Source organism: Gardnerella pickettii (genome assembly GCF_029226345.1).
In the GTDB taxonomy this organism is placed as follows: domain Bacteria; phylum Actinomycetota; class Actinomycetes; order Actinomycetales; family Bifidobacteriaceae; genus Bifidobacterium; species Bifidobacterium piotii.
In genome coordinates this window covers 656,597-681,880 of record NZ_JAKNCU010000001.1, presented here as the reverse complement: position 1 = coordinate 681,880, position 25,284 = coordinate 656,597, and the positions used below count along the sequence as shown (strand labels likewise).

The 25,284-nt window shown below is 39.3% G+C and carries 20 protein-coding genes, 1 tRNA gene and 1 riboswitch; of the genes, 15 read left to right on the top strand and 6 right to left on the bottom strand.

Annotation, left to right across the window (positions count from 1 at the left end; all coding sequences use genetic code 11):
• The first annotated feature begins 69 nt into the window (after positions 1–69).
• Positions 70–261: riboswitch (Lysine riboswitch) on the top strand.
• A gap of 51 nt (positions 262–312) precedes the next feature.
• Positions 313–1,761 carry an amino acid permease gene (locus MAF46_RS02645; RefSeq protein ID WP_004132799.1) on the top strand — a complete coding sequence of 483 codons (1,449 nt, stop codon included), beginning with the start codon at positions 313–315 and terminating at the stop codon, positions 1,759–1,761.
• A 137-nt stretch (positions 1,762–1,898) separates the two neighbouring features.
• Here the strand turns inward: MAF46_RS02645 and MAF46_RS02640 are convergent, their stop codons facing one another.
• Together MAF46_RS02640 and MAF46_RS02635 are read right to left on the bottom strand one after the other, a co-directional pair.
• Positions 1,899–2,831 (bottom strand): hypothetical protein, encoded by a 933-nt coding sequence (locus MAF46_RS02640; protein WP_275883737.1) that lies wholly within the window; start codon positions 2,829–2,831, stop codon positions 1,899–1,901.
• A 183-nt stretch (positions 2,832–3,014) separates the two neighbouring features.
• Positions 3,015–3,087, bottom strand: a tRNA-Asn gene (locus MAF46_RS02635).
• Between the two features lie 260 nt (positions 3,088–3,347).
• Between MAF46_RS02635 and MAF46_RS02630 the strand changes: the two genes are divergently transcribed.
• Positions 3,348–4,088, top strand: coding sequence for a M23 family metallopeptidase (locus tag MAF46_RS02630; RefSeq protein WP_060785942.1), 741 nt, complete (start codon positions 3,348–3,350; stop codon positions 4,086–4,088).
• 89 nt (positions 4,089–4,177) lie between these two features.
• Complete coding sequence (locus MAF46_RS02625) at positions 4,178–6,001, top strand: AMP-dependent synthetase/ligase (protein WP_060785943.1); 1,824 nt, start codon at positions 4,178–4,180, stop codon at positions 5,999–6,001.
• A 104-nt stretch (positions 6,002–6,105) separates the two neighbouring features.
• Here MAF46_RS02625 and MAF46_RS02620 read toward each other — a convergent pair whose 3' ends face one another.
• From MAF46_RS02620 to MAF46_RS02605, 4 genes are all read right to left on the bottom strand, one after another.
• A complete protein-coding gene (locus MAF46_RS02620) occupies positions 6,106–7,824 on the bottom strand; it encodes a type 1 periplasmic-binding domain-containing protein (RefSeq protein ID WP_060785944.1) in 1,719 nt (572 codons plus the stop codon).
• A gap of 74 nt (positions 7,825–7,898) precedes the next feature.
• Positions 7,899–8,705, bottom strand: a complete 807-nt coding sequence (locus MAF46_RS02615) for a fructosamine kinase family protein (protein WP_004133024.1) — start codon at positions 8,703–8,705, stop codon at positions 7,899–7,901.
• A gap of 89 nt (positions 8,706–8,794) precedes the next feature.
• Positions 8,795–9,238 carry a DUF2871 domain-containing protein gene (locus MAF46_RS02610; protein WP_004131046.1) on the bottom strand — a complete coding sequence of 148 codons (444 nt, stop codon included), beginning with the start codon at positions 9,236–9,238 and terminating at the stop codon, positions 8,795–8,797.
• A 74-nt stretch (positions 9,239–9,312) separates the two neighbouring features.
• A complete protein-coding gene (locus tag MAF46_RS02605; protein WP_020757571.1) occupies positions 9,313–9,753 on the bottom strand; it encodes a hypothetical protein in 441 nt (146 codons plus the stop codon).
• 214 nt (positions 9,754–9,967) lie between these two features.
• Here MAF46_RS02605 and leuS point away from each other — a divergent pair, with 214 nt between their 5' ends.
• The 12 genes from leuS (at position 9,968) to metF (ending at position 25,214) form a co-directional block, all read left to right on the top strand.
• On the top strand, positions 9,968–12,952 hold the full coding sequence (gene leuS, locus MAF46_RS02600; RefSeq protein ID WP_004133028.1) for a leucine--tRNA ligase: 2,985 nt from the start codon (positions 9,968–9,970) through the stop codon (positions 12,950–12,952).
• Between the two features lie 141 nt (positions 12,953–13,093).
• Positions 13,094–13,984, top strand: a complete 891-nt coding sequence (locus MAF46_RS02595) for a ComEA family DNA-binding protein (protein ID WP_004133029.1) — start codon at positions 13,094–13,096, stop codon at positions 13,982–13,984.
• A gap of 51 nt (positions 13,985–14,035) precedes the next feature.
• A complete protein-coding gene (locus tag MAF46_RS02590; protein WP_004133031.1) occupies positions 14,036–15,838 on the top strand; it encodes a ComEC/Rec2 family competence protein in 1,803 nt (600 codons plus the stop codon).
• A 179-nt stretch (positions 15,839–16,017) separates the two neighbouring features.
• A complete protein-coding gene (holA, locus tag MAF46_RS02585; protein WP_060785945.1) occupies positions 16,018–17,001 on the top strand; it encodes a DNA polymerase III subunit delta in 984 nt (327 codons plus the stop codon).
• A gap of 36 nt (positions 17,002–17,037) precedes the next feature.
• Complete coding sequence (tsaE, locus tag MAF46_RS02580) at positions 17,038–17,607, top strand: tRNA (adenosine(37)-N6)-threonylcarbamoyltransferase complex ATPase subunit type 1 TsaE (protein ID WP_080573931.1); 570 nt, start codon at positions 17,038–17,040, stop codon at positions 17,605–17,607.
• A gap of 38 nt (positions 17,608–17,645) precedes the next feature.
• On the top strand, positions 17,646–18,440 hold the full coding sequence (gene tsaB, locus MAF46_RS02575; RefSeq protein ID WP_004131032.1) for a tRNA (adenosine(37)-N6)-threonylcarbamoyltransferase complex dimerization subunit type 1 TsaB: 795 nt from the start codon (positions 17,646–17,648) through the stop codon (positions 18,438–18,440).
• Between the two features lie 20 nt (positions 18,441–18,460).
• The gene (gene rimI, locus MAF46_RS02570) at positions 18,461–19,078 is read left to right on the top strand and encodes a ribosomal protein S18-alanine N-acetyltransferase (protein ID WP_004131031.1); all 618 of its coding nucleotides are present in this window, start codon (positions 18,461–18,463) and stop codon (positions 19,076–19,078) included.
• Entirely contained in the window at positions 19,071–20,135 is a 1,065-nt protein-coding gene (tsaD, locus tag MAF46_RS02565; protein ID WP_004131029.1) for a tRNA (adenosine(37)-N6)-threonylcarbamoyltransferase complex transferase subunit TsaD, read from the top strand. The genes rimI and tsaD overlap by 8 nt, the downstream gene beginning before the upstream one ends.
• Before the next feature lie 36 nt (positions 20,136–20,171).
• Entirely contained in the window at positions 20,172–21,272 is a 1,101-nt protein-coding gene (locus MAF46_RS02560; RefSeq protein ID WP_004131026.1) for a tRNA (adenine-N1)-methyltransferase, read from the top strand.
• Positions 21,273–21,293: 21 nt separating this feature from the next.
• On the top strand, positions 21,294–21,851 hold the full coding sequence (locus tag MAF46_RS02555; RefSeq protein WP_004131024.1) for a SixA phosphatase family protein: 558 nt from the start codon (positions 21,294–21,296) through the stop codon (positions 21,849–21,851).
• A gap of 175 nt (positions 21,852–22,026) precedes the next feature.
• Entirely contained in the window at positions 22,027–24,363 is a 2,337-nt protein-coding gene (metE, locus tag MAF46_RS02550; protein ID WP_060785946.1) for a 5-methyltetrahydropteroyltriglutamate--homocysteine S-methyltransferase, read from the top strand.
• Positions 24,360–25,214: a methylenetetrahydrofolate reductase [NAD(P)H] gene (gene metF / locus MAF46_RS02545; RefSeq protein ID WP_004131021.1), complete on the top strand. Its 855-nt coding sequence runs from the start codon at positions 24,360–24,362 to the stop codon at positions 25,212–25,214. The genes metE and metF overlap by 4 nt, the downstream gene beginning before the upstream one ends.
• Positions 25,215–25,284: the final 70 nt, after the last annotated feature.

Genomic DNA, 25,284 nt, shown 5'->3' with positions numbered 1-25,284 from the left:
AATCTAGTCTAATCTGAATAAATATCGGTTAGTGTCTAGAGTTTGTCTTTGCCTATCTTAATAATAAAACACATCGACCAGAGGTCGCGCTCAACAAGAGTAGCAATCATTAGCCAGAAAGAGGCGTTAAGTGGTTTGCAAAAGGGGAGAGCGCCGAAGTTTGTAGGTTATTCTTTCTAGCTTACAAGCTGGGACTTGGTTCAATAGGCCAAGGACTGTCGCAGCAATTTTGGCAATTTGCTGCGGAGTGCTATCGACATGCATACTGTTGCCTGTTTGCCTCTGTTTGAATATTGTCAAAAGGAGGAAACAATGAGTAACAACAGTTCATCAACTACAGAATCTCAAACCGTTCATCGCGGTCTAAAAACACGCCACATTTCCATGATTGCTTTGGGTGGAAGCATTGGAACGGGCTTATTTGTAGCTAGCGGTGCAACAATCCACATGGCAGGCCCAGGGGGAGCGCTTTTAGCGTATGCTGCAATCGGCATTATGGTTTATTTTCTTATGACATCTCTTGGCGAGATGGCAACTTATATGCCAATTAGTGGATCTTTTGCATCTTATTCTGGAAAGTTTATTGATCCAGCTTTAGGATTTGCAATGGGTTGGAATTATTGGTTTAACTGGGCAATCACGGTTGCTGTAGATATAAGCACTGCAGCAATCGTTTTGCAATATTGGCTTCCAAAGGTGCCAATTTGGGTATTTTCTCTAACAGTTCTTGTTGTTATTCTTTTGATTAATATTCTTACTGTTAAGTGCTTTGGAGAAACCGAGTATTGGCTTTCGATTATTAAAGTTGTAACCGTTATTATATTCCTTGCTATTGGTTTGCTTACGATTGTTGGAATTTTAGGCGGAAAAGCGCCATTGCTAAGCAACTTTACGCATAAGAATGCTCCATTTGCTGGCGGAATCCCAGCTGTTTTAGGCGCGTTTGCTATTGCAGGCTTCTCGTTCCAGGGAACAGAGCTTATTGGTATTACAGCAGGCGAATCTGCAACACCAGATAAGAGTATTCCAAAGGCTGTAAAGCAAGTGTTCTGGCGTATTGTTTTGTTCTACATTCTTGCAATCTTTGTAATCGCATGCATTATTCCATACACAAGCCCAAGTTTGCTTGGATCGGAAGCTAGCGATATTTCTATAAGCCCGTTCACGCTTGTGTTCCAGCGCGCTGGATTGGCGATTGCAGCAACAATCATGAATGCTGTTGTGCTTACATCTGTTATCTCTGCAGCAAATTCTGGAATGTACGCTTCTACTAGAATGCTTTACGCTCTTGCAAAAGATAATCACGCTCCAAAGGTGTTTGGAAACGTAGATAGAAGAGGCGTTCCTATGCAATCTTTGGTTGCAACGTTTGTTGTAGCTCTTTTAACATTCTTGATGAGTATTTTTGGAACGCAAATTTACATGTTCTTAGTTGCTGCAAGTGGTTTGACTGGATTTATTGCGTGGGCAGGAATCGCAGCTGCGCACTACAGGTTCCGCAAGGCGTATATTGCGCAAGGAAAGTCTTTGGACGACCTTGTTTATAAAGCAAAGTGGTATCCGTTTGGTCCTATTGTGGCTCTTGTATTGTGCATTTTGGTTATTGTTGGTCAAGATCTTGAATCGTTCCACACGCTTAATTGGCAAGCGATTGGCATAACTTATATGTCTGTTCCGCTGTTCATTGTGCTTTATGTGGGATACAAGATTAAGTACCACACCAAGGTTATTCCGTTAGATCAAGTTGATTTAACAAAGTGATTAGAATATAAAAAATGCGCTCAGTGATTTGCTGAGCGCATTTTTTATATTGAATTATCAGAGGTTAGTGAGCGTTTGCTCCGCCGCCATTTGCTGGCGGGTTTGGAGGTGTAGTAGTGCCGCCGTTACCGCCGTTATTAGTTGGTGGTGCTGGAGTCTGGCGGGTCTGGGGTTGGCGGTGTAGTGTTGCCACTGCCACTGCCACTGCCACTGCCACTGCCACTGCCACTGCCGCCCGTGTTACCATCATGGTTTTGTGGCTGGGCTGGAGGATTTGGAGCTGGAGGATTCTCTTCTCCACCGTTTTGTTGGTTCTGGCCGGCTGGAGGAGCTGGCGGAAGTGGTGGAGCTTGAGGAGGTTCTGGTTTCTTTGGTTCTGGTTTCTTTGGTTCTGGTTTCTTTGGTTCTGGTTTCTTTGGTTCTGGTTTCTTTGGTTCTGGTTTCTTTGGTTCTGGTTTCGCTTGCGCGCTCTCCTGCTCAGCTTTTTCTACAGGATCAGGAGGAATGTTAGGAATATTAAGCTTTGGCCTACGGTTTATTCTAGGAGCCCTACGAATAACAGGAGCAGTAATTTTTTGCAGCTGCTTTTTGTCTTCTTCTTCCTTCTTTTTGTCTTCTTGAGTAGACTCGTCGCCTGCAGCTTTATCAATCATAATAGAAGTGATGCTGCGAATTCGTTGAGCGTTATCGGAATACCATTGCGCTGCTGCAACAGCTTGAGCATTTTGCGCGCCTAAAGCTTCTGGTGAATTTGCGTTGCACACAACTGTTTCTGGAATGCGCAACTTCATAAGCTTATTTAGTAGTTTGCCGTTTTCGGAATCTTCTTTAGCAAAAGACACAAGTAGAGAATTTTTAATAAGTTTGTTCCAAGATTTGTTTGCTTTAGTTACTTGCGCAACTTGAACTTCGCAAGCTTTACGAGCCTCTTTTACGCGAGCATTATGCTGAACGCTCCAGCATAATGCGCCTATGCAAAGAACTAGCGCAAGTACTACAAAGCCAGTTATAAGAACTATCATCTTCTTTTTATTGCCATTATTCATGACTTTGGAGATGTTTTCTAACATATTTATCCTCTGTTTATCAATATTTGCCAAGATTTGCTTTATGCAAACGACCTTTACAGTTTACGCCAAAGCAAGTACGTAATGCCTTGCAACTTATAGGTTTTTGAGAGTTTGACTTAGCTTTGATGTAGCTAAAATTTTTATAAAACAAAAAACCACCAGACGAACTGGTGGTTTATTTTGCTCCTGCGGCTGGGCTTGAACCAGCGACCATTCGATTAACAGTCGAACGCTCTGCCAACTGAGCTACGCAGGAATATCTTCCATGCTTGGCTTTGTGCCGTGCACAAGACATTTATATTACACGGAATTTGGCAATATGCAAATATATGCTCGTTTGGGCGTGTCGAAAATTGTTAAACGTTGAAATATCAAGGTTTTATAGCCTTTAACCACATTGCTTAAAAAATCTTTACTAAAAAAGAATCGTATGAAAAACTTTTAAGAACGCAAAATAAATTAGCAAAAACCCTTAAAATACGCCATTTTTAGTGTGAAATTCAAAGGAGAGAAAATATGTGGAAAATATTTAAGATGGAAGTCATTGATAAAAAAATGATGCAAAGAATCACCAAAAAAATTAATAGAATAAAAAAATATGTTTTGAAACATAAGATAATTTTTGTATACATAATAGCGTTTTTTGCTTTGATTGCATTTATTACACTAATTCGTGTTCTAGAAAATACGAGTATTAGCAAAAGCGTTGAATATGAGTACATTCAAGCGAATCAGCAAGATGCGTATACGCAATATGCGAATACTTGTAAAAATAATTCTAAAAAGCATGTTTTAGCTACAAGTATGAGTGAGGATTCTAAGGAGGAATATTGCAAGTCTAGGATGATATATCCAGTAAAAGAAGCAAATATTATTAAGGATTTTGATGCTCCAAGCAAGCCTTGGCTTGCAGGCCACAGAGGTGTTGATTTACAAGCTAAAGAAGGCGATGAGTTGCGCGCTCCACAAGACGGAATAATCGCCTTTGCAGGTCTAGTCGCTGGAAAGTCTGTTGTAACAATAAGTCATGGTGTTTTAACATCTACATTTGAGCCTGCATATACCGATTTGCCTGTTGGATCAATTGTTAAAAAAGGTCAAAATTTTGCATATGTAACAGTTGGATCGGATCATTGCGATAATCTTTGCGTTCAATGGGGATTAAAACGAAAAAACAGAACGTACGCAAACCCAAAAAAGATGGTTCAAAAACAAAAAATAGTGTTAAAGCCAAAAGAAGACTTAAAAGAAAAATAGTAAAATACGTATCGTATAGTGTGTATAGATTCTTGAGTAAAATGTTGAGAATCATTGCTTAAACAATATGCGCAATTTAAGGAGCGGTTATGCAAAAGTATTCTCGCAATCTTGATGAGAAGATTGATTATGACGCAAATGTTTTTTCGCTTCTTGAAGATCGCGTTAATCGCAAGCCAAACGACCCTTTGATTGAATACATTGCAAAAAGCGGAGAGTGGAATTCTTTTAGCGCTAAAGAGTTTAGAGATTTAGTTATAGCGGTTGCAAAAGGGTTTATAGCGCATGGCGTTATGCCAGGGGATTCAATATCTATAATTGCTCATACTTCTTGGCAGTGGACTTTGCTAGATATGGCAATAATGTCTATTGGAGCTTTAACTGTTCCAATCTACGAAACAAGCTCTGTGAGTCAAATAGAAAACATTGTTAACGATTCCAATGTGAGCATGATTTTTGTTGAAGACGAAGCAATTAGAGATAATGTATTGATTGCAAAAAAGTCGTGCAAATGTCTTGAAGAAATATTCGTATTGAGTTCAGATGCAATAGATGCGTTTATTGAATACGGAAAAACCGTTACGGATGCAGAATTTTACGAGAGAGAAAAAGCTGTTAGAGGTAAAGATTTAGCAACAATTGTTTATACTTCTGGATCTACTGGAGAGCCAAAAGGTATTGAGCTTTCACATGGCAATTTTGTTTTTATAGCAAAGTCTGGAATAGTTTCTATGCCAGATATAGCGTTAAAAAGTAAGAATGGTAGTCCACGACTTTTGCTGTTCCTTCCTCTAGCACACGTTTTTGCACGATATATGCAATTCTTTTGCTTTACTGGAAACGTTACACTTGGATTATCTAGTAATCTAAAAACAATACTTAGTGACTTCAAAAGCTTTAGGCCAACATTCGTGCTTGGTGTTCCTAGAATATTTGAAAAAATCTACAATGCGGCTTCTCAAAAAGCAGGCAGAGGATTAAAAGGCGTTATATTTGCGTTAAGCGTAAAAGTTGCTAAACAATGGTCAAAGGCGCAGCAAAATGGTGCAATGGTTTCGCCATTGATTGCAATAAGTCACGAATTCTTTAAAAACACTGTATATAAGTCGATTTTGCAAGTTTTTGGAGGATGTGTTGAATACGGTGTTTCTGGCGGTGCTCCTTTAGACACGTCTATATCTCACTTCTTTAATGGAATTGGGCTTCCAATCCTTGAAGGCTACGGAATGACAGAAACATGCGCTCCATCAATGGTAAACACTACAAAGGGATACAGAATTGGAACAGTAGGTATTCCAGTTAAAGGCGTGTCTGTTGCAATAGATAATGAAGGTGAGCTTTGCATTAAAAGCCCTGCAGTATGCGTTGGATACCATAATCATCCAGAAATAACAGAAAAGCAAATAGTAAATGGTTGGCTGCATACGGGAGATTTTGGCACGCTAGAACCAGATGGATTTGTTAGGATTACAGGCAGAAAGAAAGATTTAATAATAACTGCTGGCGGTAAAAACGTTTCTCCAAGCATTCTAGAAGCTTCTGTTATGACTTGCCCAATCGTTTCTCAATGCGTTGTTGTAGGAGACAGAAGGCCGTTTATATCGGCAATTATTGCGCTTGATTTGGCAGAAGTAAACTCGTGGCTTATATCTAGAGGGGCAGGACCTGTGCGCTCGCTGGATGAAGCTCGAAAAAATTCGATTGTAAGGTCCGAAATTGAGCAAAGTGTTGTAAAAGCAAATTCTAAGGTTTCTAGAGCACAATCGATTAGAAAGTTTGAGATTGTTCCAGACGCGTTTACGCAAGAAAATGGATTGGTTACTCCAAGCCTTAAAGCAAAAAGAAGCGTTGTTTTAGAGCGTTATAAAGATCTTATTGAAAATAAGATTTATGCTCCAAGAGTTAAGAGATAATCGAATTAATCTCTGTTAATAGAGCACAAGCTCGGGCGTAAGCTTAAGTTGATTAGCGTAATGCGTTAGCGCAATCGTTAGAGCAATGTATTAGCGCAAATCAATTAAAGACCTGCGTCTGCAAGAGTCACATAGCCTGGGTCTATTAAAAGCGCTTTAAGATTAGTTGCACTGATTGCAAGAATGTCTTCATTTGCAACTGGTACACCTTTTTGCGAATCACTATTGTTTACAAAAATGGTTACATCTTCTAGTTGCGTAATCTTTCCAGTAGTATTCAATGAATTACACTGTTTTGCAACATCGCTAGAAATCTTTTGGATGTTTTCTATAGAAGTCATCCATTGCTTTCCGTTTACAAGATTAGGCAAAGCGTCTTTGTATGCTCCGTAGCCTGTAATAATAGGCCATTTTGAATCGTTTGCAATAGTGTTTGCATATTCACTTTGACTATCTTGGATGCTACTTTGATTGCTATCTTGTGAGTTTTTATTTTTGTTACTTTTTTCGTTTACTTTTTGTTTTTTGAGCTTATTATTTTTTACATTAGATGGCAAAGGTACGCGCTTTTTGCTTAAATTACGTTTTCCAATAAAGTTTCCAATAATGTCTGGAAGAGTAAACGAAGGATTAATGTCTGCAGAGCTGCCCTTATATCCAAGCTCTTCTAAAGCGCTTTCTGTTTGCATAGCAACTTGATCTTCTAACGCAATAATTCCATCTACGTGTTTTGTTGGAGTTGCTTTAGAATTATTTTTTTCAATAAGTCTAAATTCAAGTTCTGCTTTAACAGAATCAGAATTATCCGCATCTATAGCAACGTTTTCCCAATCGTTTTCAGTGGAATTTTTGTTAAGCTTTCCAGAAGGAGAAAACATTAGTCCAGATTCAAAATATGGCTTTAGAACTTTCCAGATTCCTTCAAACGCAAGTTTGGAAAATTCGTCATCAAAATCTGGAGTTTTATACAAAGAATCCTCGGAGTTTATTGTGCGTTTGTTTATTCCAACATGAAAATGAACATTTTGCTTTTGATTATGGCAAGGCAAAAGCACTTCCACGCTTTTTGGATTATCTTTAGATGCTTGATTTAGAGCCAATTTTTGTACAAGAGTGTAGGCTTGAATCTCTCCAATTCTTTGTGCGGAAGAAAGATTAAATAGAATATCTGGATTAAATCCCTTACTCAGTCTAGAAAGCATAACAACGTGCATTCCAGCTTTTTTAGCAAGCTCTAAAGCGTTAGAAAGTCTATTTTCTGCTTCTTCTTGATTCTTTAAATCATCGTCATTTAATTGATCACTATTTGAATCTGGTTGAGTTACATAATCTCCATAATTGTTGTGACCGTTTTTATTAGTCCAAGGAGCAACAACAATAGTCGTTTTTGAAAGCTGCTTTTTTGCGCTATCTTGAAGATTCTTAACATTTGTTTTTGCGCTTTTACTTTTAGTATTTTTAGCGCTGTTTTTAGGATTTAGTGACGTAATAGTGTTTACAACATAATCTTGAATATCTTGACTTTGATTATACAAGCTGTTAGAAGACTTAGTTGTGATTGCGTTGCTAGAAAATCCTTGCTTTTTTAACGATTTTACTATTTCTGGAACAAGATTATCCCATGTGCTTAATGGAGTTTTTCTACTTAAATTTAGGCCATCAGAGGGTGTAAAAACTATAACGTTGCCGTGGTCCACTTGAGCTTTTGCGCTAGGAGACGCGTTTTGTGCACTAGATCCGCATGCGCAAATCGCAAGAAGCATTGTGCTAGCTGCTATAACAGCAATAGTTTTGCGCAAAATATGCTTATGCGTGCGAATCATAGTTAAAACCTTTCGTAAATTTTAGTTTTGTACTTACTTGTCTATTAGTTTCTATTAAATTATCTAATGCAAATTTACCTATTAAGCAAATCCAAGCACATATCTCGATATTCGCTAACGTAGCCTCCACCGAAGAAAACACAATGACCAGCAATAGGGTAGAGTTGCCAAATTGTCATTCGATTTTCAAAACCAGATTTTAGTGGATGAACAGACTGGTAGCCGTCTAGAATCTGCTTAAAATAGCTGATTCCAAATAAGTGAAGCATTGATAAATCTTCTTCGCGGTGGCCGCCGTGAGCTGCAGGGTCAATTAAAACAGCTTCTGTGTGTTCTCCGTCTTCGCTTTTAGTCCAAAGAACATTACCGCTCCACAAGTCTCCATGAACGCGCGCTGGCTTATCTTCAGCGGCTTTTCCAAGCAAATCTGGCAAAGCGCCAATAACTTTATTTGTAAGATCTAAATCGCTTTTTGTAAGACTTCCTCTAGAAATACCAAGATTTACCATTGGCAAAAGTCTGCCTTCTGCCAAATAGTCAATAACGTTACTCCAAGTGCCGCAATCCATTTTTACAGGGTCGCTTAATGGTCCAAAATAGCATGTGCCATTATAGTCTGCAGGAGCTTCGCCAAAATATTTTGCACCAAAATCGTGCATGTGTGCCAAAGACGCTCCAAATTCAAACGATGCTAAAGGAGTAGGGCTTGTAGTTTCAATGCGTTCAATGTTTAAGTAGTCTTTTCCCCAATCAAAAACTTTAGCTACTTTAGGCCCGCCATAGTCGTAAGCTTCTCGAAGCCAGTTAAGGCCACGACCTTCGCATTCAAAGAATCGTTCTGGTGCGTATGATCTACTCTTTTTATACACGTTATTACTCATAGCAACCTTCTTAATGTAGTAGCATATGCGGCTTATAGTTACACACTTAACAAATATTTTATGAATAAACTAAATTATTCCTATCATTACTATTCTAATGAAGTATTAGCACAATGAGTGATGCTGCGTTTAATTTGCAATAATATGAGTACAATACTTACACCAAGTAGGATGTGTCCGATTCCTGCTAAACCAGTTATGGCAAAATCTATAGATGTGCTGAGATGTAGACGTAGTACTTGTGCAATTCCACGAGTAACCATCATTAGTGCTGTTAGGTTGAGTCCAATATGATAAGTTATTAAGATTCTCGTAGTTTTTTCGTTACTAAAACTGAAGTTTTTCTCAAATAGTATGAGTAACAGAAAAACAACCATGCCAAGTATAAAGTAGTGTGTGTGAACTACAGCAAGCATACTTTTTGCATGGAAAGCATTAAATTTTGTAAATTCGCGATAAAAGACGCCGCCAATCATGGCGAGGACAGCATACAACAAAGATGTATTAATATAACGTTTCATAACATGGTTCATAGTAACTTCCTTACGTAGAGTGATAGTCAAATATTCCTTAGTAATGTTGATGTTGTTACAAGTGTTTGTAAGCACTATTGCATAGTATGAGTGTTTTTGTAATGCGGACATACAGTTTTAACAAAATGATATCCAAAAAGCAATCCTGCTAAGGCTAATGCGGAGCCTAATCCCGTATAAAACACTGCAATAAAGCGCTCTGGGGCGATATTTGTTGCACGAAGAACAATTCCAAAAGTCATCATAAAAGCCATTATTATAAAAGATTTAACGTCAAAGAATTTAAGGAAAAATTGCTTGTTTTCTTTGTAAGCATTGATTCTAGTTGTGTGCTTTTTAACGAGTTTTCCAAAAATAAACACTTGGAATATTGCAAAAACAGCTAAAGATAAAGTGAAGTTAATAGGAGATAAAAAGTTTGAGTATGCACTAATGCCAATTTTAAGAATGTTGAATCCTGCAAATCCCCATACAAGGCATGCGATTAATAAAAGTGTGTTCTTTGATACCTTCATAACTAACCTCGTTAAATCATATTATTCTTATTATTCTTAGTAAATTCTTATGTTAAACTCTTAAAACAATTGTAGTAATGATTTTTATAAAAAACGCTAAATAATAGTATTTTGTGAATTGTGCATTAAAACTTTCAAAAAACACAATAAAATATGCTTAAAAGTTGTAAAAAGTGTTGCAAATTGACGATATGAGTCGCTATAGTGCTTGTTTATGGAAGACAACGATCAACAATATGCAACAGCTGACAATAAAGCTACAATCGCTGAGCCAGCTTTTCGTTATAATGCGCAACTCGCACAAGATATTGAGCAGCGCTGGCAAAAAACCTGGGATGAGCAAGGCACATTCTGGGCTGCTAATGTTAAGGGCAATTTGAAGGATGGCGAAGGCAGGAATGCCGACGGCCGCCCTTCTTTCTTTGCAATGGACATGTTCCCGTATCCTTCTGGTAAAGGCTTGCATGTTGGGCATCCTCTTGGATATTTGGCAACAGATGTTGTAAGCCGATATCACCGCATGAAGGGCGAGAACGTTTTGCATGCTATGGGCTACGACGCTTTTGGCCTTCCTGCAGAACAGTATGCTGTACAAACTGGCCAGCATCCACGCATCACTACTGAGGCAAATATTGCAAATATGCGCAGGCAGTTGCATCGCATGGGATTAAGCTTTGATGATCGTAGGTCTTTTGCAACTATTGATACAAACTACGTTCGTTGGACACAATGGATTTTCTCGAAGCTTTACGATGCTTGGTATAACCCTGATTTTGTGCGCAAAGATGGCGGAAAGGGTTCTGCTCGTCCAATTTGTGAGCTTGTTGATGAGTTTAAGAGCGCAAAGCGCGAAATTCCTGGTTTTGCAGGCAAAAAGTGGGAAGAACTTAGTAAAGTAGAGCAAGCAGACGTATTAAACGATTTCCGTATTGCTTATATTTCTAAGTCTCCTGTAAATTGGTGCCCAGGATTGGGAACTGTGCTTGCAAACGAGGAAGTTACTGCAGAAGGAAAATCTGAGCGCGGAAACTTCCCAGTATTCCAGCGCAATCTTCGTCAGTGGTCAATGCGAATTACAGCTTACGCTCATCGCTTGGTTGAAGATTTGAATACGATTGATTGGCCAGAAAAAGTTAAGCTTATGCAGCGAAACTGGATTGGCGAATCTCACGGTGCTTCCGTTCACTTTGATGTGCCTTGTGCAGATGGTGAAACGCGCGATTTGGAAGTGTATACAACTCGTCCAGATACGCTTTTTGGTACAACTTTTGCTGTTGTTTCTGTAGATCACCCGATTCTTGAGCATATTCCAGAAGCCTGGAGTGCGGATGTTCCAGAAAGTTGGAAGGGTGGCTACGCAAATCTTAAGGAAGGATTGGCAGAGTACCAAGCTCAAGCTCGCGCGAAGACTGCTAAAGATCGCACGGAAGATGCTGGCGCAAAAACAGGCTTGTTTACTGGTCTTTATGCAATTAATCCTGTAACTGGTGCAAAACTTCCATTGTTTGTTGCAGATTATGTGCTCATGGGCTACGGAACGGGCGCAATTATGGCTGTTCCAGGCGGCGATCAGCGCGATTATGATTTTGCTAAAGCTTTCGGCTTGCCTGTGATTTACACTGTTAAGCCTTTGCCTGATTCTGGCGAAAAGTTAGAAGATTATGATGGCAAAGCTCCGTTTGTTTCTCATGACGGAATTGTTATTAACTCTTCTGTTGAGCATACTCATAAGCTTGGCGACGCCTTGTCTATTAACGGTTTGCGCGTAGACGAAGCTATTAAAAAAGTTACGACTTGGCTTGAAGCAGCAGGCGTAGGCGTTGGCAGAGTTTCTTACAGACTTCGCGATTGGCTGTTCTCTAGGCAGCGCTACTGGGGAGAGCCTTTCCCAATTGTTTATGACGAGGATGGTGTTGCTTACTTAGTTCCAGATAGCGAGCTTCCGATTGCTTTGCCAGATGTTCCAGACTATCAACCAAAGACTTACGCTCCAAACGACGCAAACTCGGAGCCAGAAGCGCCATTAAGCAGAAACGACGATTGGGTTAAAGTTCAACTCGATCTTGGTGACGGCGTAAAAACCTACTATCGAGACACCAACACTATGCCAAACTGGGCTGGTTCATGCTGGTACTACATGCGCTACTTGGATCCGAATGACGCAGAGCACATGGTTGACAGCGACGAATACGACTATTGGATGGGCACGAACCGTCCTGGTAAAGAACATGTTTCTGGCGGCGTTGACCTTTATGTTGGCGGTGTAGAGCACGCAGTTTTGCACTTGCTTTACTCGCGATTCTGGCATAAAGCGCTTTACGATTTGGGTTATGTGGATTCTGCTGAGCCATTCCATCGCTTGTTTAACCAGGGCATGATTCAAGCTTACGCTTACACGGATGAACGTGGACAGTACGTTCCAGCTGATGAGGTTGAGGAAGGTGCTCCAAACAGCTCCGGCGAGCCAACCTTTACATGGCACGGCGAGGCTGTGAATCGCGAGTTTGGAAAGATGGGCAAGAGCCTAAAGAATATTGTGACTCCAGACTACATGTACGAAAACTACGGTGCAGATACGTTCCGCTTGTACGAAATGAGCATGGGTCCACTTTCTGAATCTCGCCCGTGGAATACGCGCAATGTTGTTGGCGGTATGAGATTCTTGCAACGCTTGTGGCGTAACGTTGTTAACGAAGAAACTGGCGCTTGCATAGTAACAGACGACGCATTAGATGAAAAGACGCTTAAGCTTCTTAACAACACGATTGCCGAAGTGACTGTAGAGATGGAAGCAATGCGTCCAAACACTGCAATCGCTAAGCTGATTGTGTTGAATAACCACTTAACGTCTCTGCCTCACGTGCCTCGCGCAGCAGTTGAGCCGCTTGTTCTTATGCTTTCTCCAATTGCGCCGCATATTTGCGAAGAAATGTGGAGCAAGCTTGGGCATACTAAGTCGATTGCTCACGCAAATTGGCCTGTTGCAGATTCTCGCTATGTTGGTGCAGATACTGTTACAGCTGTTGTGCAAATCAAGGGCAAAGTTCGCGCAAAGCTCGAAGTTGACCCGAATATTGATGCTAGCGAGCTTGAAAAGCTTGCGTTGAAAGCTGTTGCTGATCGCTTAGGCGGTAAAGCTCCTCGCAAGGTGATTGTAAAGGCTCCAAAGATTGTGTCTATTGTGCCAGACGAAAGCTGAAAACTCAATGTTTTCTAGGCAAAATAGCCTTTAACCACATTGGTTAATTTTACTTGAAAGATGCTTATCTTCATTTAATAGTGGAGGTAAGCATCTTTTTTTTTTTAAATGATTATGAATAACAAAAGGAGGTGATTAAAGGTGCATAAAACGAGTCGTAATGTTTTGGAAAGATTTGAGGCTATTAGTGGCTTGAACAATTATGCCAGTTCAGAAATCAGTGATATTAGTGATTCTTATAGAGAAGCTAAAAATTTACAGCATACAAAAGATGATTTGAATATTTTAGACTATAAAACTTGCGTTTTAGATAGCGAAACTAAAGAACGTGCGCTCGCTTTGAAAGACCTTGCTGCTAATGCTAATAGTTCTTCATTAAAAGTTGATGATTTTAATAAGCGCAACGAAGCAAGAATGAAGAATCATGTTAGATTGGCTATAAAGCCTGCTCATGTTTTAGCAATAATGCTGATTTTAGTCGTTTGCTTATCTTGTAGTTTAACAATGTTAATAAGTCAATATGCAACTTATAGCAAGGTTTATGCATATAACGCTAGTGCAAAATCAAAAAATCATTCTAATAAGCAAGTTGATTTTTACAATAAGTCAGATGCTAAAAGTGACGGTAAAAATGATAGTAAAGACGAATCAAATAATAAATCAAAAGACAGAATAAAAGACGAATCAAATAATAAATCAAAAGTGAGCGCTAATCATAAAAGTGAGTTAAAAAAAGATGAAGAAAGCGTTGAAAGTGTTGGCAAAAATCAAGATTTGATTGAAAAAAATAAGAGTGAATATAGCCAAAATCGCAGCAAAAATATTCAAAATAAAAGTGAATGCATAAATATAAATAGTGCTGGGTCAGAAGAATTACAAGCAATAAAAGGCATAGGGCCAAAAATGGCTCAAAGAATATTAGACATGCGTAAAAAAGTTCGCGTTTTTAATCGTGTTGAAGATTTGATGCAAGTAAATGGGATTGGTCCCAAAACTTTTGCAAAGATTAAATCGATGATTTGTGTTGGTTGAGAATCGCTTATATATAGGTTTGTTTTATAACTTTGTTGTTTAAGGCGTAAAATGGAAGAATTTTATTGGAATTTTGAAAATGGAAACAAGGATTTTAGACTTGTTCCAATTGCTTTTGCAATGTGGTTTGGATGCTTGTATGCAAGATTTATATGCAAAAGTAATCAAGTTTTAGCGTATACAATATTTGCCACTTTTGCGTTTGTTGTTGCATGTTTTTATTGCGTATTTGCTAATGGCATGTTTAAAATTACATTTTTGAGACGCTTAGAAATAATCAAATACAAGCAAACTTTTTATGCGATTATGTGCGCATTTTTAGCTTCATTTATGATTTGTTCGATTACGCAATGTTTAGAAGAACTAGATCCTGTTTTTTCTGTTATTAAAAGCGAAAGTGCTAGAAGCGCTCAAAGCTATGATGGTAATAAAAGGCTCGATTCTAAAAGCGCTAAAGTGGTTATGAAAATAACGTCTCCCTTAAGAACATCCCCTTCTTTTAGAGGAGATTGTGTAGCTAATGTAAGTGTTAAAAGTGTTGAAACAAAAGATAAAAATCATGTTGTGCAAAAACGTGTGAGTTTTGCAAGTGCGAAGCTTTACGCTTTTAATCCAGATTGCAAAGTAATTAATTATGGCTATACGATTAGCAGTTTTGCAAAGATTGGTATCTCAAAATTTGGAGCAAATAATGTAGAAATTCAAATTCCTAAAGATAATAAAAAGGATAAATCTAAGTTTAGTAAGGAAAATAAATCGAGCAAAAATCAAGTTAATTCCTTAAAAGTGATTGAAAAATCTGGGTTTTTAACAAGTGCTCTAAACAGTCTTTACAAAGAATTTTACAAAGTTACAAGCAATTTGAGTGAGCAGGGTCAAATGCTTGTTCCTGGCCTTACTGTAGGGCTTTTAGGTCAAGAGCATTTAAGCAATGACGATGAAGATAAAAGTAGTCAAATTGACAGCGTATATGCAAATACAATGAAGCAAAGATTTAAGATTTCGGGAATAATGCATTTAATGGCAGTTTCTGGAGGTCACTTTTTGCTTATTGTTGCAATGATTCGTAAAATTTGCTTATATTTTCTTGCTCCAAAATGGCTGTGTGCGCTGTTTGAAATACTTGGAAATATTTCTCTAGCATTTATTGTTTACCCATCTGCTTCGGTTTTACGCGCACTTATAATGGGCATTATTTGTTCAATTGCATTTTTACTTTCTAGAGCGTATCAATGTGCTAGCGCATTAAGTTTAACGGTTATAGGTGTTTTATTTGTTTGCCCAAAATTTGCGTGGGATTACGCGTTTGCGCTTTCTGTTTGCGCAACTTTTGGAATAATTGTTTGTGGAATGCCTTTAAGAAGAATCTTTTTAAGATATATGCCGTCTAGTATTGCAAGCGCGTTAAGTATTACATTGTGTGCTCAATGTTTTACACTTCCTGTGCAAATATTAATGCAACCTCAAGTTTCTTTTATATCTATTATAGCGAACTTACTTGTTGCTCCTTTTGTTGATTTTGCAACGATTTTTGGGCTTTTGTCTCTTGTTTGCTCGTGCTGGAATTACTCTATTGCGCTATTTTTCGCTAATATTTCCTCTATTGGAACAAACATTATGGCGAATTGTGCTTGGAATCTTGGAGATTTACAAATCGGAGTTATTCCATGGGTTTCTGGGCCATTAGGTGCGTGGCTTGCGTGGTTTGTTGAATTTAGCGTATTTTTGTGTGCATTTTTTATTAATAAGTATCTTAAAAATAAAGAGTTTTATAATGCGTTTAAGATTTACGCTCAAGCAAAATCAAATCGTTTTAAGCATCTTGTAGATGATTCGGTTGAACTTTTTGAATGATTTTTGTGCAAGTGATGATTTTGAGCAATTTTTATAGTCAATCATCTTAAGTTTTGTATAGTTTGTACAATTGCTAGATGTGTTAAATAGCTAAAAATAATCGAATTAATAGTAGATTTGATTAGCTAGCTTGCAAATATTAGCATTGAGTTGCAAAACATTAGCATTAAGGGGTACGTATGCAAACGTTAAAGAACTTTGCGCCACTTACGATTGTAGTTGGTGGGGATGCGTATTTGAATGATTTGAACGCTCGCGACTTAAAAACGCGCATATTAGGCTCATGCCCAGATGCAGATGTTGTAAATTTAGACGCTTTGAATGCCGATAAATATGCTTTTATAACTGCTACAGGTCCATCACTTTTCTCTAGTGGAACAATTGTTGTTATTAATAATCTTGAACAAGCTAATGAAGATTTAGTCGAAGCAATAATAGAGTTTTGCGCTAGTAAATCTAAATCTAATGTAAAATCTAATGAAAACGATTGCTGGGTTATTGCACGTCACGAAGGTGGTGTTAAAGGAAAGTCAATCGTTACAAAGCTAGAAAAAGCTGGAGCAAACAAAATAACTGTTCCAGATCTTAAAAAAGATGATGCAAGATTGAATTTTGTTCTAAGTCTTTTTGAAAGACAAAATCGCAAAGTAGAGCCTGCAGCAGCTGCGCGAATTGTAGAGGTTTTAGGTGGAAAAACCGACCAGTTAGCATCTCTTTGTTCTCAGCTTTGTTTTGATTTTGAAGATAACCCAATAACGCTAAAAATAGTTGACCAATACTTAATATCGGATCCGCAAGTAACTGGATTTTTTGTAGCAGATAAAGCTGCACAAGGAAACGCGGGTCAAGCTATTCTTGCTGCAAGAAGAGCGGTTTTGCAAGGCGTTGACCCTATAGCGTTGATTGGAGCATTAGCTGTAAAAATGCGCATAATTGCAAAAGCTATAGCAGTTAAAAACGGAGAAATTTCTAACGCGCAAGCAAAAGTGAACCCGTGGGCGTTAAAAATGGCTATGAGAGATTTAGGTGGATGGAGTGAGAATGGGATTCGTAAGTGTTTTATGTGTTTAGCGTGGGCAGATGAGCAATGCAAAGGCGGAACAAGCGATGCTGATTACGCTTTAGAAAAATGCATTAGCATGATTGCTTTGCGCGGTCGTTAAATTAAATCAAATTAAATTGAATTAAATTGAAAGTGTGTGATTTTGGAAAATCATAATATTAAAAAGCTTGTAATTCCAAGTGATTCGTGTATGCAAGATCTTGGAGAATCAATCGCAAAAATAGTGCATGAAACAGACGTTATTTTGCTTTCTGGCCCTCTTGGTGCTGGAAAAACAACGTTTGCTAAAGGATTTGGTAAAGGCTTAGCAATAAAAGAGCCAATAGTTTCCCCAACTTTTACTATTGCTAGAGAGCTTAAAGGCACGTTTTCTAACGGAAAAGTGGCAAATCTTATTCATGTAGACGCGTACAGGCTTGGTGGAAAAGATTACGCTCCAGGGCAAGACACTGTTTCTAGGCTTTTAGATGAGCTTGAATCACTTGGATTAGACGAAGCTTTGGAAGAGCCAGGAGATGGAACTGTTGTGCTTATGGAATGGGGAGAGCAAATGGCAGGCGTTCTTGCAAATGTTCGTCTTGAAGTTCATATTGATAGGCCGATTGATCAAGACAAGTCAAATGAGTTTACGAGCGAAGGAAATCGCGTTGTAACACTTGTTCCAGTTGGGGGAGACTGGTGTGATCGCTTAAAAATTCTTGATTAAGAGTAAGCTAAATTGGTTAGTCAATTTAAGGAATGAAAATGAGCAATACGCTGATTATAGACACGTCGTACGGTTCAACAGTTGGAGTTGTGGGGCATAATCCAATAGTGGAAACGGATTCTCGCACTCATGTTGAAAGATTGCAAGTAAACATTGATCTTGCAGTAAAAAATGCTGGACTAGAGCTTAATCAAATAGACGAGATTGTAGTTGGAGTAGGCCCTGCTCCTTTTACTGGTTTGCGAGCTGGACTAGTTGCAGCTAAGGCGATTGCTTTTGCGAATAACGCAAAGATTCTAGGATGCAACAGTTTGCTGCCTCAAAGCTTAATGATTCGTTCTGGAGCTTTTAAAGAATCGCTTAAAAATGGCGTTATCTCTAATAGTGAAATAGTCGAAAATAATGAATCTTGCGTAGCTAAACACACGTATGTTCTTTCTCTAAATGACGCTAGAAGACGCCAAGTTTATATGAGTTTATACGACGATAGTGGTTGTGAAGTAATAGAAATGGATATTGATTATCCTGCAAATATTGTTGATAGAGTAAATCAATATTTTGAATCAAATAATATTTGCGATTATTGCGTTTGCGTTGCGGGTCATGGTGCTAAAAAATACGCTGAAGATTGGAATAAAATCGAGAATATATGCTTAATTACCGAAGCGAGCGCTCTTGATTTAGGCGTAAAAGGATTAGAAATATTTAAGATGTGCGCAAGCCAAAAAGACGTTATTGAGCCGCTTTATTTAAGAAGACCAGACGTATCTGTTCCAAACCCGTTGAAGCACGTTTTGGGATCTGGCGCTGCTACAAAAGTGGCGGAAAAATAGGATTCAAGCGAAGTACGCATATGATTGTAGACATAACTCGCTCAAAATATCCAGCTTGTGCATCAAATAGTAAAAGCAGAGCTATAGAGAAAATTGATTGTGCAAAATATGAAGCAATAGTTTCTCAAATTGCAAAAATCGAAGCAGACTTGTTTGGGTCAGGATGCTGGAACAAGAACATGATTTTGCAAGAGTTACAAGCACCGATGCGCGCGTATTATGCAGATGTTGATCTAAACACAAATACGGTAGCTGGGTATGCAGGATTTTGGTTTGATGGTGACGACGCTCAAATAATGACAATAGGTGTTGCAAAAGAGTATCAAAAGCGAGGAATTGCAAGCAATCTTCTAAAAACTATGATTGAAAATGCCAAATCAATAGGCGCAAAACGAATGCTTTTAGAAGTTAAAGTAAACAATAATCCAGCATTAAAACTGTATGAAAAATTCGGTTTTACAAAAATGGGATTACGAAAAAGATACTACATGCCAGAAGGAATAGACGCATATACAATGTGTGCGCAAATAGACTGCTTAGACAACTTAGACGACTTAGAAAATTTAGAAAACTCAAAAAACTTAGAAGAATCTAGCGAAGCTTATAACAGCGCTAAAAGTGAGGATAACAATGAGTGAAACAATGAATAAAACAAGCGAGCCAATAGTTTTAGGCATTGAATCAACTTGCGACGAAACAGCGGCCGCAATCGTTAAAGGAAGAACATTAGTTTCCAACGTTGTAGCATCCTCAATGCAAGAACACGCGCGCTACGGCGGTGTTATACCAGAAATCGCATCACGCGCGCATGCAGAAGCATTTGTGCCAGTTGTATCAAAAGCGTTAGCAGATGCAAATATGGATTTAAGCGATATTGACGCTATAGCAGTAAGCGCAGGACCTGGATTAGCAGGATGCTTAGCTGTTGGAGTTTCGGGAGCTAAAGCACTAGCAAGTGCAGCAAAAAAGCCGATTTATGGAATAAACCACGTTATTGGACACATTGCAGTAACGCAATTGCAATTTGGCGATGTGCCTAAAGACGTTCTAGCGCTTATAGTCTCGGGAGGCCACACTTCTCTTTTGCATGTTAATAACATTGCGCGCAGTATAGATGTTGTTGGAACAACATTAGACGATGCAGCTGGCGAGTGCTTTGATAAAGTAGCTAGATTGCTTGGATTCCCTTATCCAGGAGGTCCGCATATTGATAGGCATGGGCGCCTTGGAAATCCAAATACTTTGAAAGTTCCGCAAGGACTTACGCAAGGTCGTTCTGGCAAAGAGCATCCTTACGACTTTAGTTTTTCGGGAGTAAAAACAGCTGTTGCGCGTTGGGTAGAAGCTCGCCAAGCACAAGGCTTAGAAATACCAGTAGACGATGTTTGTGCATCTTTAGCAAACTCTGTTGCAGATGTTCTTTCGCGCAAAGCTATGATGGGTTGCGAACAGTATGGTTCTAAAACTTTGCTGATTGGTGGCGGATTCTCCGCAAACTCGCAACTTAGAGAGCATCTTTTAGAGCAAGGCAAAGAACACGGAATCGAAGTTCGCTTGCCGCAGCTTAAGCTTTGCACAGATAACGGAGCAATGGTGGCAATGCTTGGTGTGAATTTGGTAGAAGCAGGCGTTCGTCCATCTGCTCCAGATTTTGCAATCGACTCAGCAATGCCACTTACAACCGTTAGCTTATAATAGTAAAAGTCGTTCTAAAAATAAGCGAGGTGTTTTGTGTACGAAAGCTATGCGCGTAGAGGAGTTTTGCAAGTTGGTGAAAAAATTCAATTCACCGATAGAAAAGGCAAGCGAATCACAGCACAGCTTGTTAAAGGCGGAGTTACACAAACCGAGCATGGCATTATTTTGCACGACGATGTTATTGGCAAAACTCAAGGCGTTGTAGTAACAACAGTTAGCACAAAACGTGATTTTGAGCGTAGCAATAAGCCAGTTGACGCATCTAAAGAATCAAACAAGCCTTGGATGGCAGCGCGCGCAATAGGCGGATGGGATTATGTAGTTATGCGTCCGCGATTGGCGGATTACGTTTTATCTATGCCAAGAGGCGCTCAAATCATGTATCCAAAAGATATTGCGCAAGTGATTTCTTTAGGAGATATTCGCTCTGGAATGCGCGTTTTAGAGTCGGGAGCAGGCTCTGGCGCAATGAGCTTAAGTCTTTTAGACGCTGTTGGTCAAAGTGGCGAGCTTACAACAATAGAGCTTAGACCTGATTTTGCTAGAATCGCGCAACTAAACGCAACGATTTACTATGGCGAAAGTCCAAAATGGTGGAATCTTTTAACTGGCGATTTTGACACAGTAGCAAAGTCTCTTCCAGAAGGCTATTTTGATCGCATTATGCTAGACATGCTTGATCCTTGGAACAGGCTTGAACAAGCTTATAGAGTTATTGCTCCAGGTGGCGTATTGGTTGCGTATGTAACAACCACAACGCAAATGTCTAGAATGGCACAAAGTTTGCGTGCTTCTGGAGTTTGGACAGAACCAGAGATTCAAGAAACGTTAGAAAGAACTTGGAAAGCTCAAGATTTAGCAGTTAGACCAGATCACGCAATGATAGGTCATACTGGTTTTTTGGTTATTTCGCGCGCAATGGCTCAAGGATTTAATGCGCTAAAAAAGCGCGAGCGTGCTACAAAAGATACTGTTAGCGATATTGATGACTTAACTCCCGAAGAGCGCGCAGAACAGCTAGAAGACTTGTCTCTTAGAGATATATCCGATAGAAAACTTAGAAAAGTCCTTAGAGATTTAGATTTGCAAATCGCACAATTGCCTAACTCAAATCCAAAGCCTAATAAGGCTTAACTGAAGACTGAGGAGATTAAAATGGCGGCGTCAATTAAAAAAATCGTTAAAAAAGTAAAGCATGCAAAATATGTGTTGCTACTAATGCGCCACGCAAAAGCGGTGCCGCCAACAATGGGAGATGATTGGGGAAGAGACCTTAGTGATAAAGGTATAAAACAAGCAAAAATCATGGCAAAAGGCTTGAAATCTTTAAAGCTTGTTCCAGATTATATTGTTTGTTCAAGCGCAAATCGCACAGAGCAAACAATGCATAAAATGCTTAAAAAGTTTGGAGATTCGCCAATAGTTGCATCAAGAAAAAGCTTATATGATGGCGGAATGCAGTCTGTAATGGATGAGCTTTGTGAGATTAGGAGTGAATCTAAAATAACAATGATTATAGGCCATGAGCCAACAATGTCGATGGCTGCGCAATGGCTTTCTTCCCCAGATTCCGACCCAGACGTTTTAGGAACAATGAGACTTGGGCTTTCTAACGCTTCGATTGTTGTGCTAGTTTCCGACTCTCCTTTTGCAACTTGTGGACTTCGCGGAGCAAAAGCCTTAGGTGTTATAAGTCCAAAGGATTTTGAGTAGTAAAATACGCATAAATTTGCATAAAATCCTTATAAAATTTGCATAAATCCACGCGAATAATCTGTATAAATTTGCATATAAGTTTAGCTTATAACGACACCCCAAAATAGGTAATGACCTCATTAAGCCAAATGTTTGCTAGGCTGAATCAGGTTGTTAATTATTTGGAGGATATATGCATACTGTTCTTACATCCGTACAGGGATTCCCACGAATCGGCGCAAATCGCGAGCTTAAAAAAATTATTGAACGCTATTGGAAAAAAGACGCAACTCTAGAAGAAGTAAGACAAGTTGCAAAAGACTTGCGCAAAAAGCATTGGAAAATTCAAGCAGAATCTGGAATAGAACTTATACCAAGCAACGATTTTAGCTACTATGATCAAATGCTAGACACAGCAATCCTGCTTGGTGCAGTGCCAGAACGGTACAAGAATCTAGAGTTTGAAAATGCAGAAGATACGCTTTTTGCAATCGCGCGCGGATATCAAGGGGATAGAGGGGATGTAACAGCTCTTCCAATGAAGAAGTGGTTTACAACCAACTACCACTACATTGTTCCAGAAGTAGAAAATCCGCAAAATTTGCATTTAGATGGCACAAAACCATTCGACGAGTTTAATGAAGCAAAAGAGCTAGGAATTGAAACAAAGCCAGTGCTGATTGGCCCATACACCTTCTTAAAGCTTGCTCGCAATCCTCAAGCTCAAGAATTAGAAGCAAACAAAGAGACGATTGAAGCATTAGCAAACGCATATTGCGATATTGTAAAACGATTTGCAAGTCTTGGAGCAAAATGGTTGCAATTTGACGAACCATACTTGTGCTTAGATAAAGAAGATGGTGATTTAAGGATTTTTAGCGACTTATATAAGCCGATTCTTCAAAGCAGACTTGAAAGCGCTGCGAATGATGAAAACGTTAAGATTTTGCTTAACACGTATTTTGGCAATGTTTTCGACTCGTACCAAACGCTAAACGATTTAGCTTTTGATGCAATTGGCTTAGATTTTGTAGAAGGCAAAGAAGAAAACCTTGAAGCTTTGCAAAAATATGGAGTAAACGAGAAAACAACTATTTTTGCAGGAGTTGTAAATGGCAGAAACATTTGGAAAAATGACTACGCGCAAAGTCTTGGCTTGCTAGATGCTTTGCAAAAAAACGTTACTAATCGCATAGCTGTTTCTACTGCATGCTCGCTTTTGCATGTTCCATTTAGCACGGATGGGGAAGAGCTTGGCGAAGACGTATTAAAGCATTTTGCGTTTGCTGTAGAAAAGTTGAAGGAAGTAAGTGAAATTGCTCAACTTTGCGTTTTGAATGATGATGAGCTTAAAAATAGCAAGGAATTAGCGCAAAACCAGGCATTATTTGATGGGTCTAGAGTAAAAGTAGACGAAAACGTTAAAGCGCGAATCGCAAGCCTTAAGGCAGAAGATTTTGAGCGAAAGCCATCTCGCGCGGAGCGTCAAAAATTACAAAAAGAAGCATTAGGATTGCCTGATTTGCCTACAACAACTATCGGATCTTTCCCTCAAACAAAAGAAATAAGATCGATTCGAGCGCTTTTTAGAAAAGGCGAAATTAGCAAAGAAGAATACAACGCGTTTATTGCCAAGCAAATAGACGAGTGCATAGAACACCAGGAGAGCATTGGATTAGACGTTCTTGTGCATGGCGAATTTGAGCGAAACGACATGGTTGAATACTTTGGCCAGCATTTGCACGGATTCAAGTTTACAAAAAACGCTTGGGTGCAGTCTTATGGAACTCGATGCGTAAAGCCTCCAATCGTTTGGAGCGACGTTTCTAGAGCGCAGCCAATCACGGTAGAGTGGAGTGCGTATGCTCAAAGCCGCACAAATCATGTTATGAAGGGCATGCTAACGGGGCCTGTTACGATTCTTAACTGGTCTTGGCCTCGAGAAGATATTACGCACGAGGAGCAAACGCAGCAGCTTGCTCTTGCTATTCGAGACGAAGTTTTGGACTTGGAGCGTGCTGGAATTCGCGTAATTCAAATCGATGAGGCAGCTTTGCGTGAAAAGCTTCCGCTTAGGCGTTCGGATTGGCATAAGAAGTATTTGGATTGGGCGATTGCGGCTTTCCGTCTTGTGCACTCTGCTGTAGAGGCCACTACGCAAATCCACACGCATATGTGCTACTCGGAGTTTAACGACATTATTCGAGACATTGATGCAATGGATGCGGACGTAATATCGTTTGAAGCTTCGCGCGGAGATTTAGTTGTTTTGGACGCTATTCATAACGCGAACTTTGAAACAGAAGCGGGTCCTGGTGTTTACGACATTCACTCTCCTCGCGTTCCTAGCGAAGAAGAAATTGTTAATAGGATTCACGAGATTTTGCACAAAATGCCAGCAGGCAAACTTTGGATTAACCCAGATTGTGGCTTGAAGACTCGAGGCAATGCAGAAACTTGGGTTAGCTTGCAAAATCTTGTTTCGGCAGCCAAAAAGGTTAGAAGCGAATTGGGTGGCGGTCTAAAATGACGTACAAACCAAAGTTTTCGCTAGAGGTGTTTCCGCCTAAAAGAACATCTCCAATAGGAACGATTTACGACACTTTAGACGGCTTAAGGGGTTTAGATCCAGATTTTATATCTGTAACTTACGGAACGGGAAAATCTTCGGATCGAACTGCTACTGCTAGAATCGCCAACACTATTCGATCGGAGTATGGCATTAAGACTGTTGCTCACTTAACAGCAAGATACTTGGATTATGACGATGTTGACGAAGCTTTAGACATGTTTGATAAGGCTGGCGTTAGTGGCGTTTTAGCTTTGCGCGGAGATGTTATTGAAAATCAGAATGCTGCTGGAGTGTTTAATCACGCAAGCGATTTAGTATCGTATATTCGCTCAAAGCGACCAGATTTACCTATTTTGGGCGCATGCTACCCGGAAAAACATCCAGAAGCTGCTACTTTGCAAGAAGACATTGATAATTTAAAACGAAAAGTGGATGCTGGAGTAACTTACTTGATTTCGCAACTTTTTTACAATAACGATGACTTTTTGCACTTTAGAGATTTAGCTAGAAAAGCTGGTATTAACGTTCCGATTGAAGCTGGAGTTATGCCTGTTGTAAATGCAAATCAAGTTAAGCGAATGACAAAAATGTGCTCTTCTAAAATGAGTGAGCCAGTTTTAGCGATGATTGAGCGATGGGGAAGTAATCCAGAAGTTTTGCAAGACGCTGGAAGCATATTTGCGTCTCAACAGATTAACGATTTAGTTGCGGAAGGTGTAGATGGAATACACTTGTACACAATGAATCGTCCTGGAGTTACTAGAAGCATTTGGTCAAACGTTAAGCCACTTTTTACTAAAATCGTGTAGATTATGCGATTTATGCAAATTGTGTAAATCATGTAGATTATGCAAATTGCGCGATTTGTGCGATTTGTGC

Excerpts from the sequence above, each read along its gene's own strand:
- MAF46_RS02555 (WP_004131024.1), top strand. The coding sequence starts at position 21,294 with ATGGCGGCGTCAATTAAAAAAATCGTTAAAAAAGTAAAGCATGCAAAA.
- metE (WP_060785946.1), top strand. The coding sequence starts at position 22,027 with ATGCATACTGTTCTTACATCCGTACAGGGATTCCCACGAATCGGCGCA.
- MAF46_RS02610 (WP_004131046.1), bottom strand. The coding sequence starts at position 9,238 with ATGAACCATGTTATGAAACGTTATATTAATACATCTTTGTTGTATGCT.
- MAF46_RS02590 (WP_004133031.1), top strand. The coding sequence starts at position 14,036 with ATGGAAGAATTTTATTGGAATTTTGAAAATGGAAACAAGGATTTTAGA.
- MAF46_RS02615 (WP_004133024.1), bottom strand. The coding sequence starts at position 8,705 with ATGAGTAATAACGTGTATAAAAAGAGTAGATCATACGCACCAGAACGA.
- MAF46_RS02620 (WP_060785944.1), bottom strand. The coding sequence starts at position 7,824 with ATGATTCGCACGCATAAGCATATTTTGCGCAAAACTATTGCTGTTATA.
- MAF46_RS02605 (WP_020757571.1), bottom strand. The coding sequence starts at position 9,753 with ATGAAGGTATCAAAGAACACACTTTTATTAATCGCATGCCTTGTATGG.
- holA (WP_060785945.1), top strand. The coding sequence starts at position 16,018 with ATGCAAACGTTAAAGAACTTTGCGCCACTTACGATTGTAGTTGGTGGG.
- MAF46_RS02630 (WP_060785942.1), top strand. The coding sequence starts at position 3,348 with ATGTGGAAAATATTTAAGATGGAAGTCATTGATAAAAAAATGATGCAA.
- leuS (WP_004133028.1), top strand. The coding sequence starts at position 9,968 with ATGGAAGACAACGATCAACAATATGCAACAGCTGACAATAAAGCTACA.
- MAF46_RS02640 (WP_275883737.1), bottom strand. The coding sequence starts at position 2,831 with ATGTTAGAAAACATCTCCAAAGTCATGAATAATGGCAATAAAAAGAAG.
- tsaD (WP_004131029.1), top strand. The coding sequence starts at position 19,071 with ATGAGTGAAACAATGAATAAAACAAGCGAGCCAATAGTTTTAGGCATT.
- tsaB (WP_004131032.1), top strand. The coding sequence starts at position 17,646 with ATGAGCAATACGCTGATTATAGACACGTCGTACGGTTCAACAGTTGGA.
- metF (WP_004131021.1), top strand. The coding sequence starts at position 24,360 with ATGACGTACAAACCAAAGTTTTCGCTAGAGGTGTTTCCGCCTAAAAGA.
- rimI (WP_004131031.1), top strand. The coding sequence starts at position 18,461 with ATGATTGTAGACATAACTCGCTCAAAATATCCAGCTTGTGCATCAAAT.
- MAF46_RS02645 (WP_004132799.1), top strand. The coding sequence starts at position 313 with ATGAGTAACAACAGTTCATCAACTACAGAATCTCAAACCGTTCATCGC.
- MAF46_RS02625 (WP_060785943.1), top strand. The coding sequence starts at position 4,178 with ATGCAAAAGTATTCTCGCAATCTTGATGAGAAGATTGATTATGACGCA.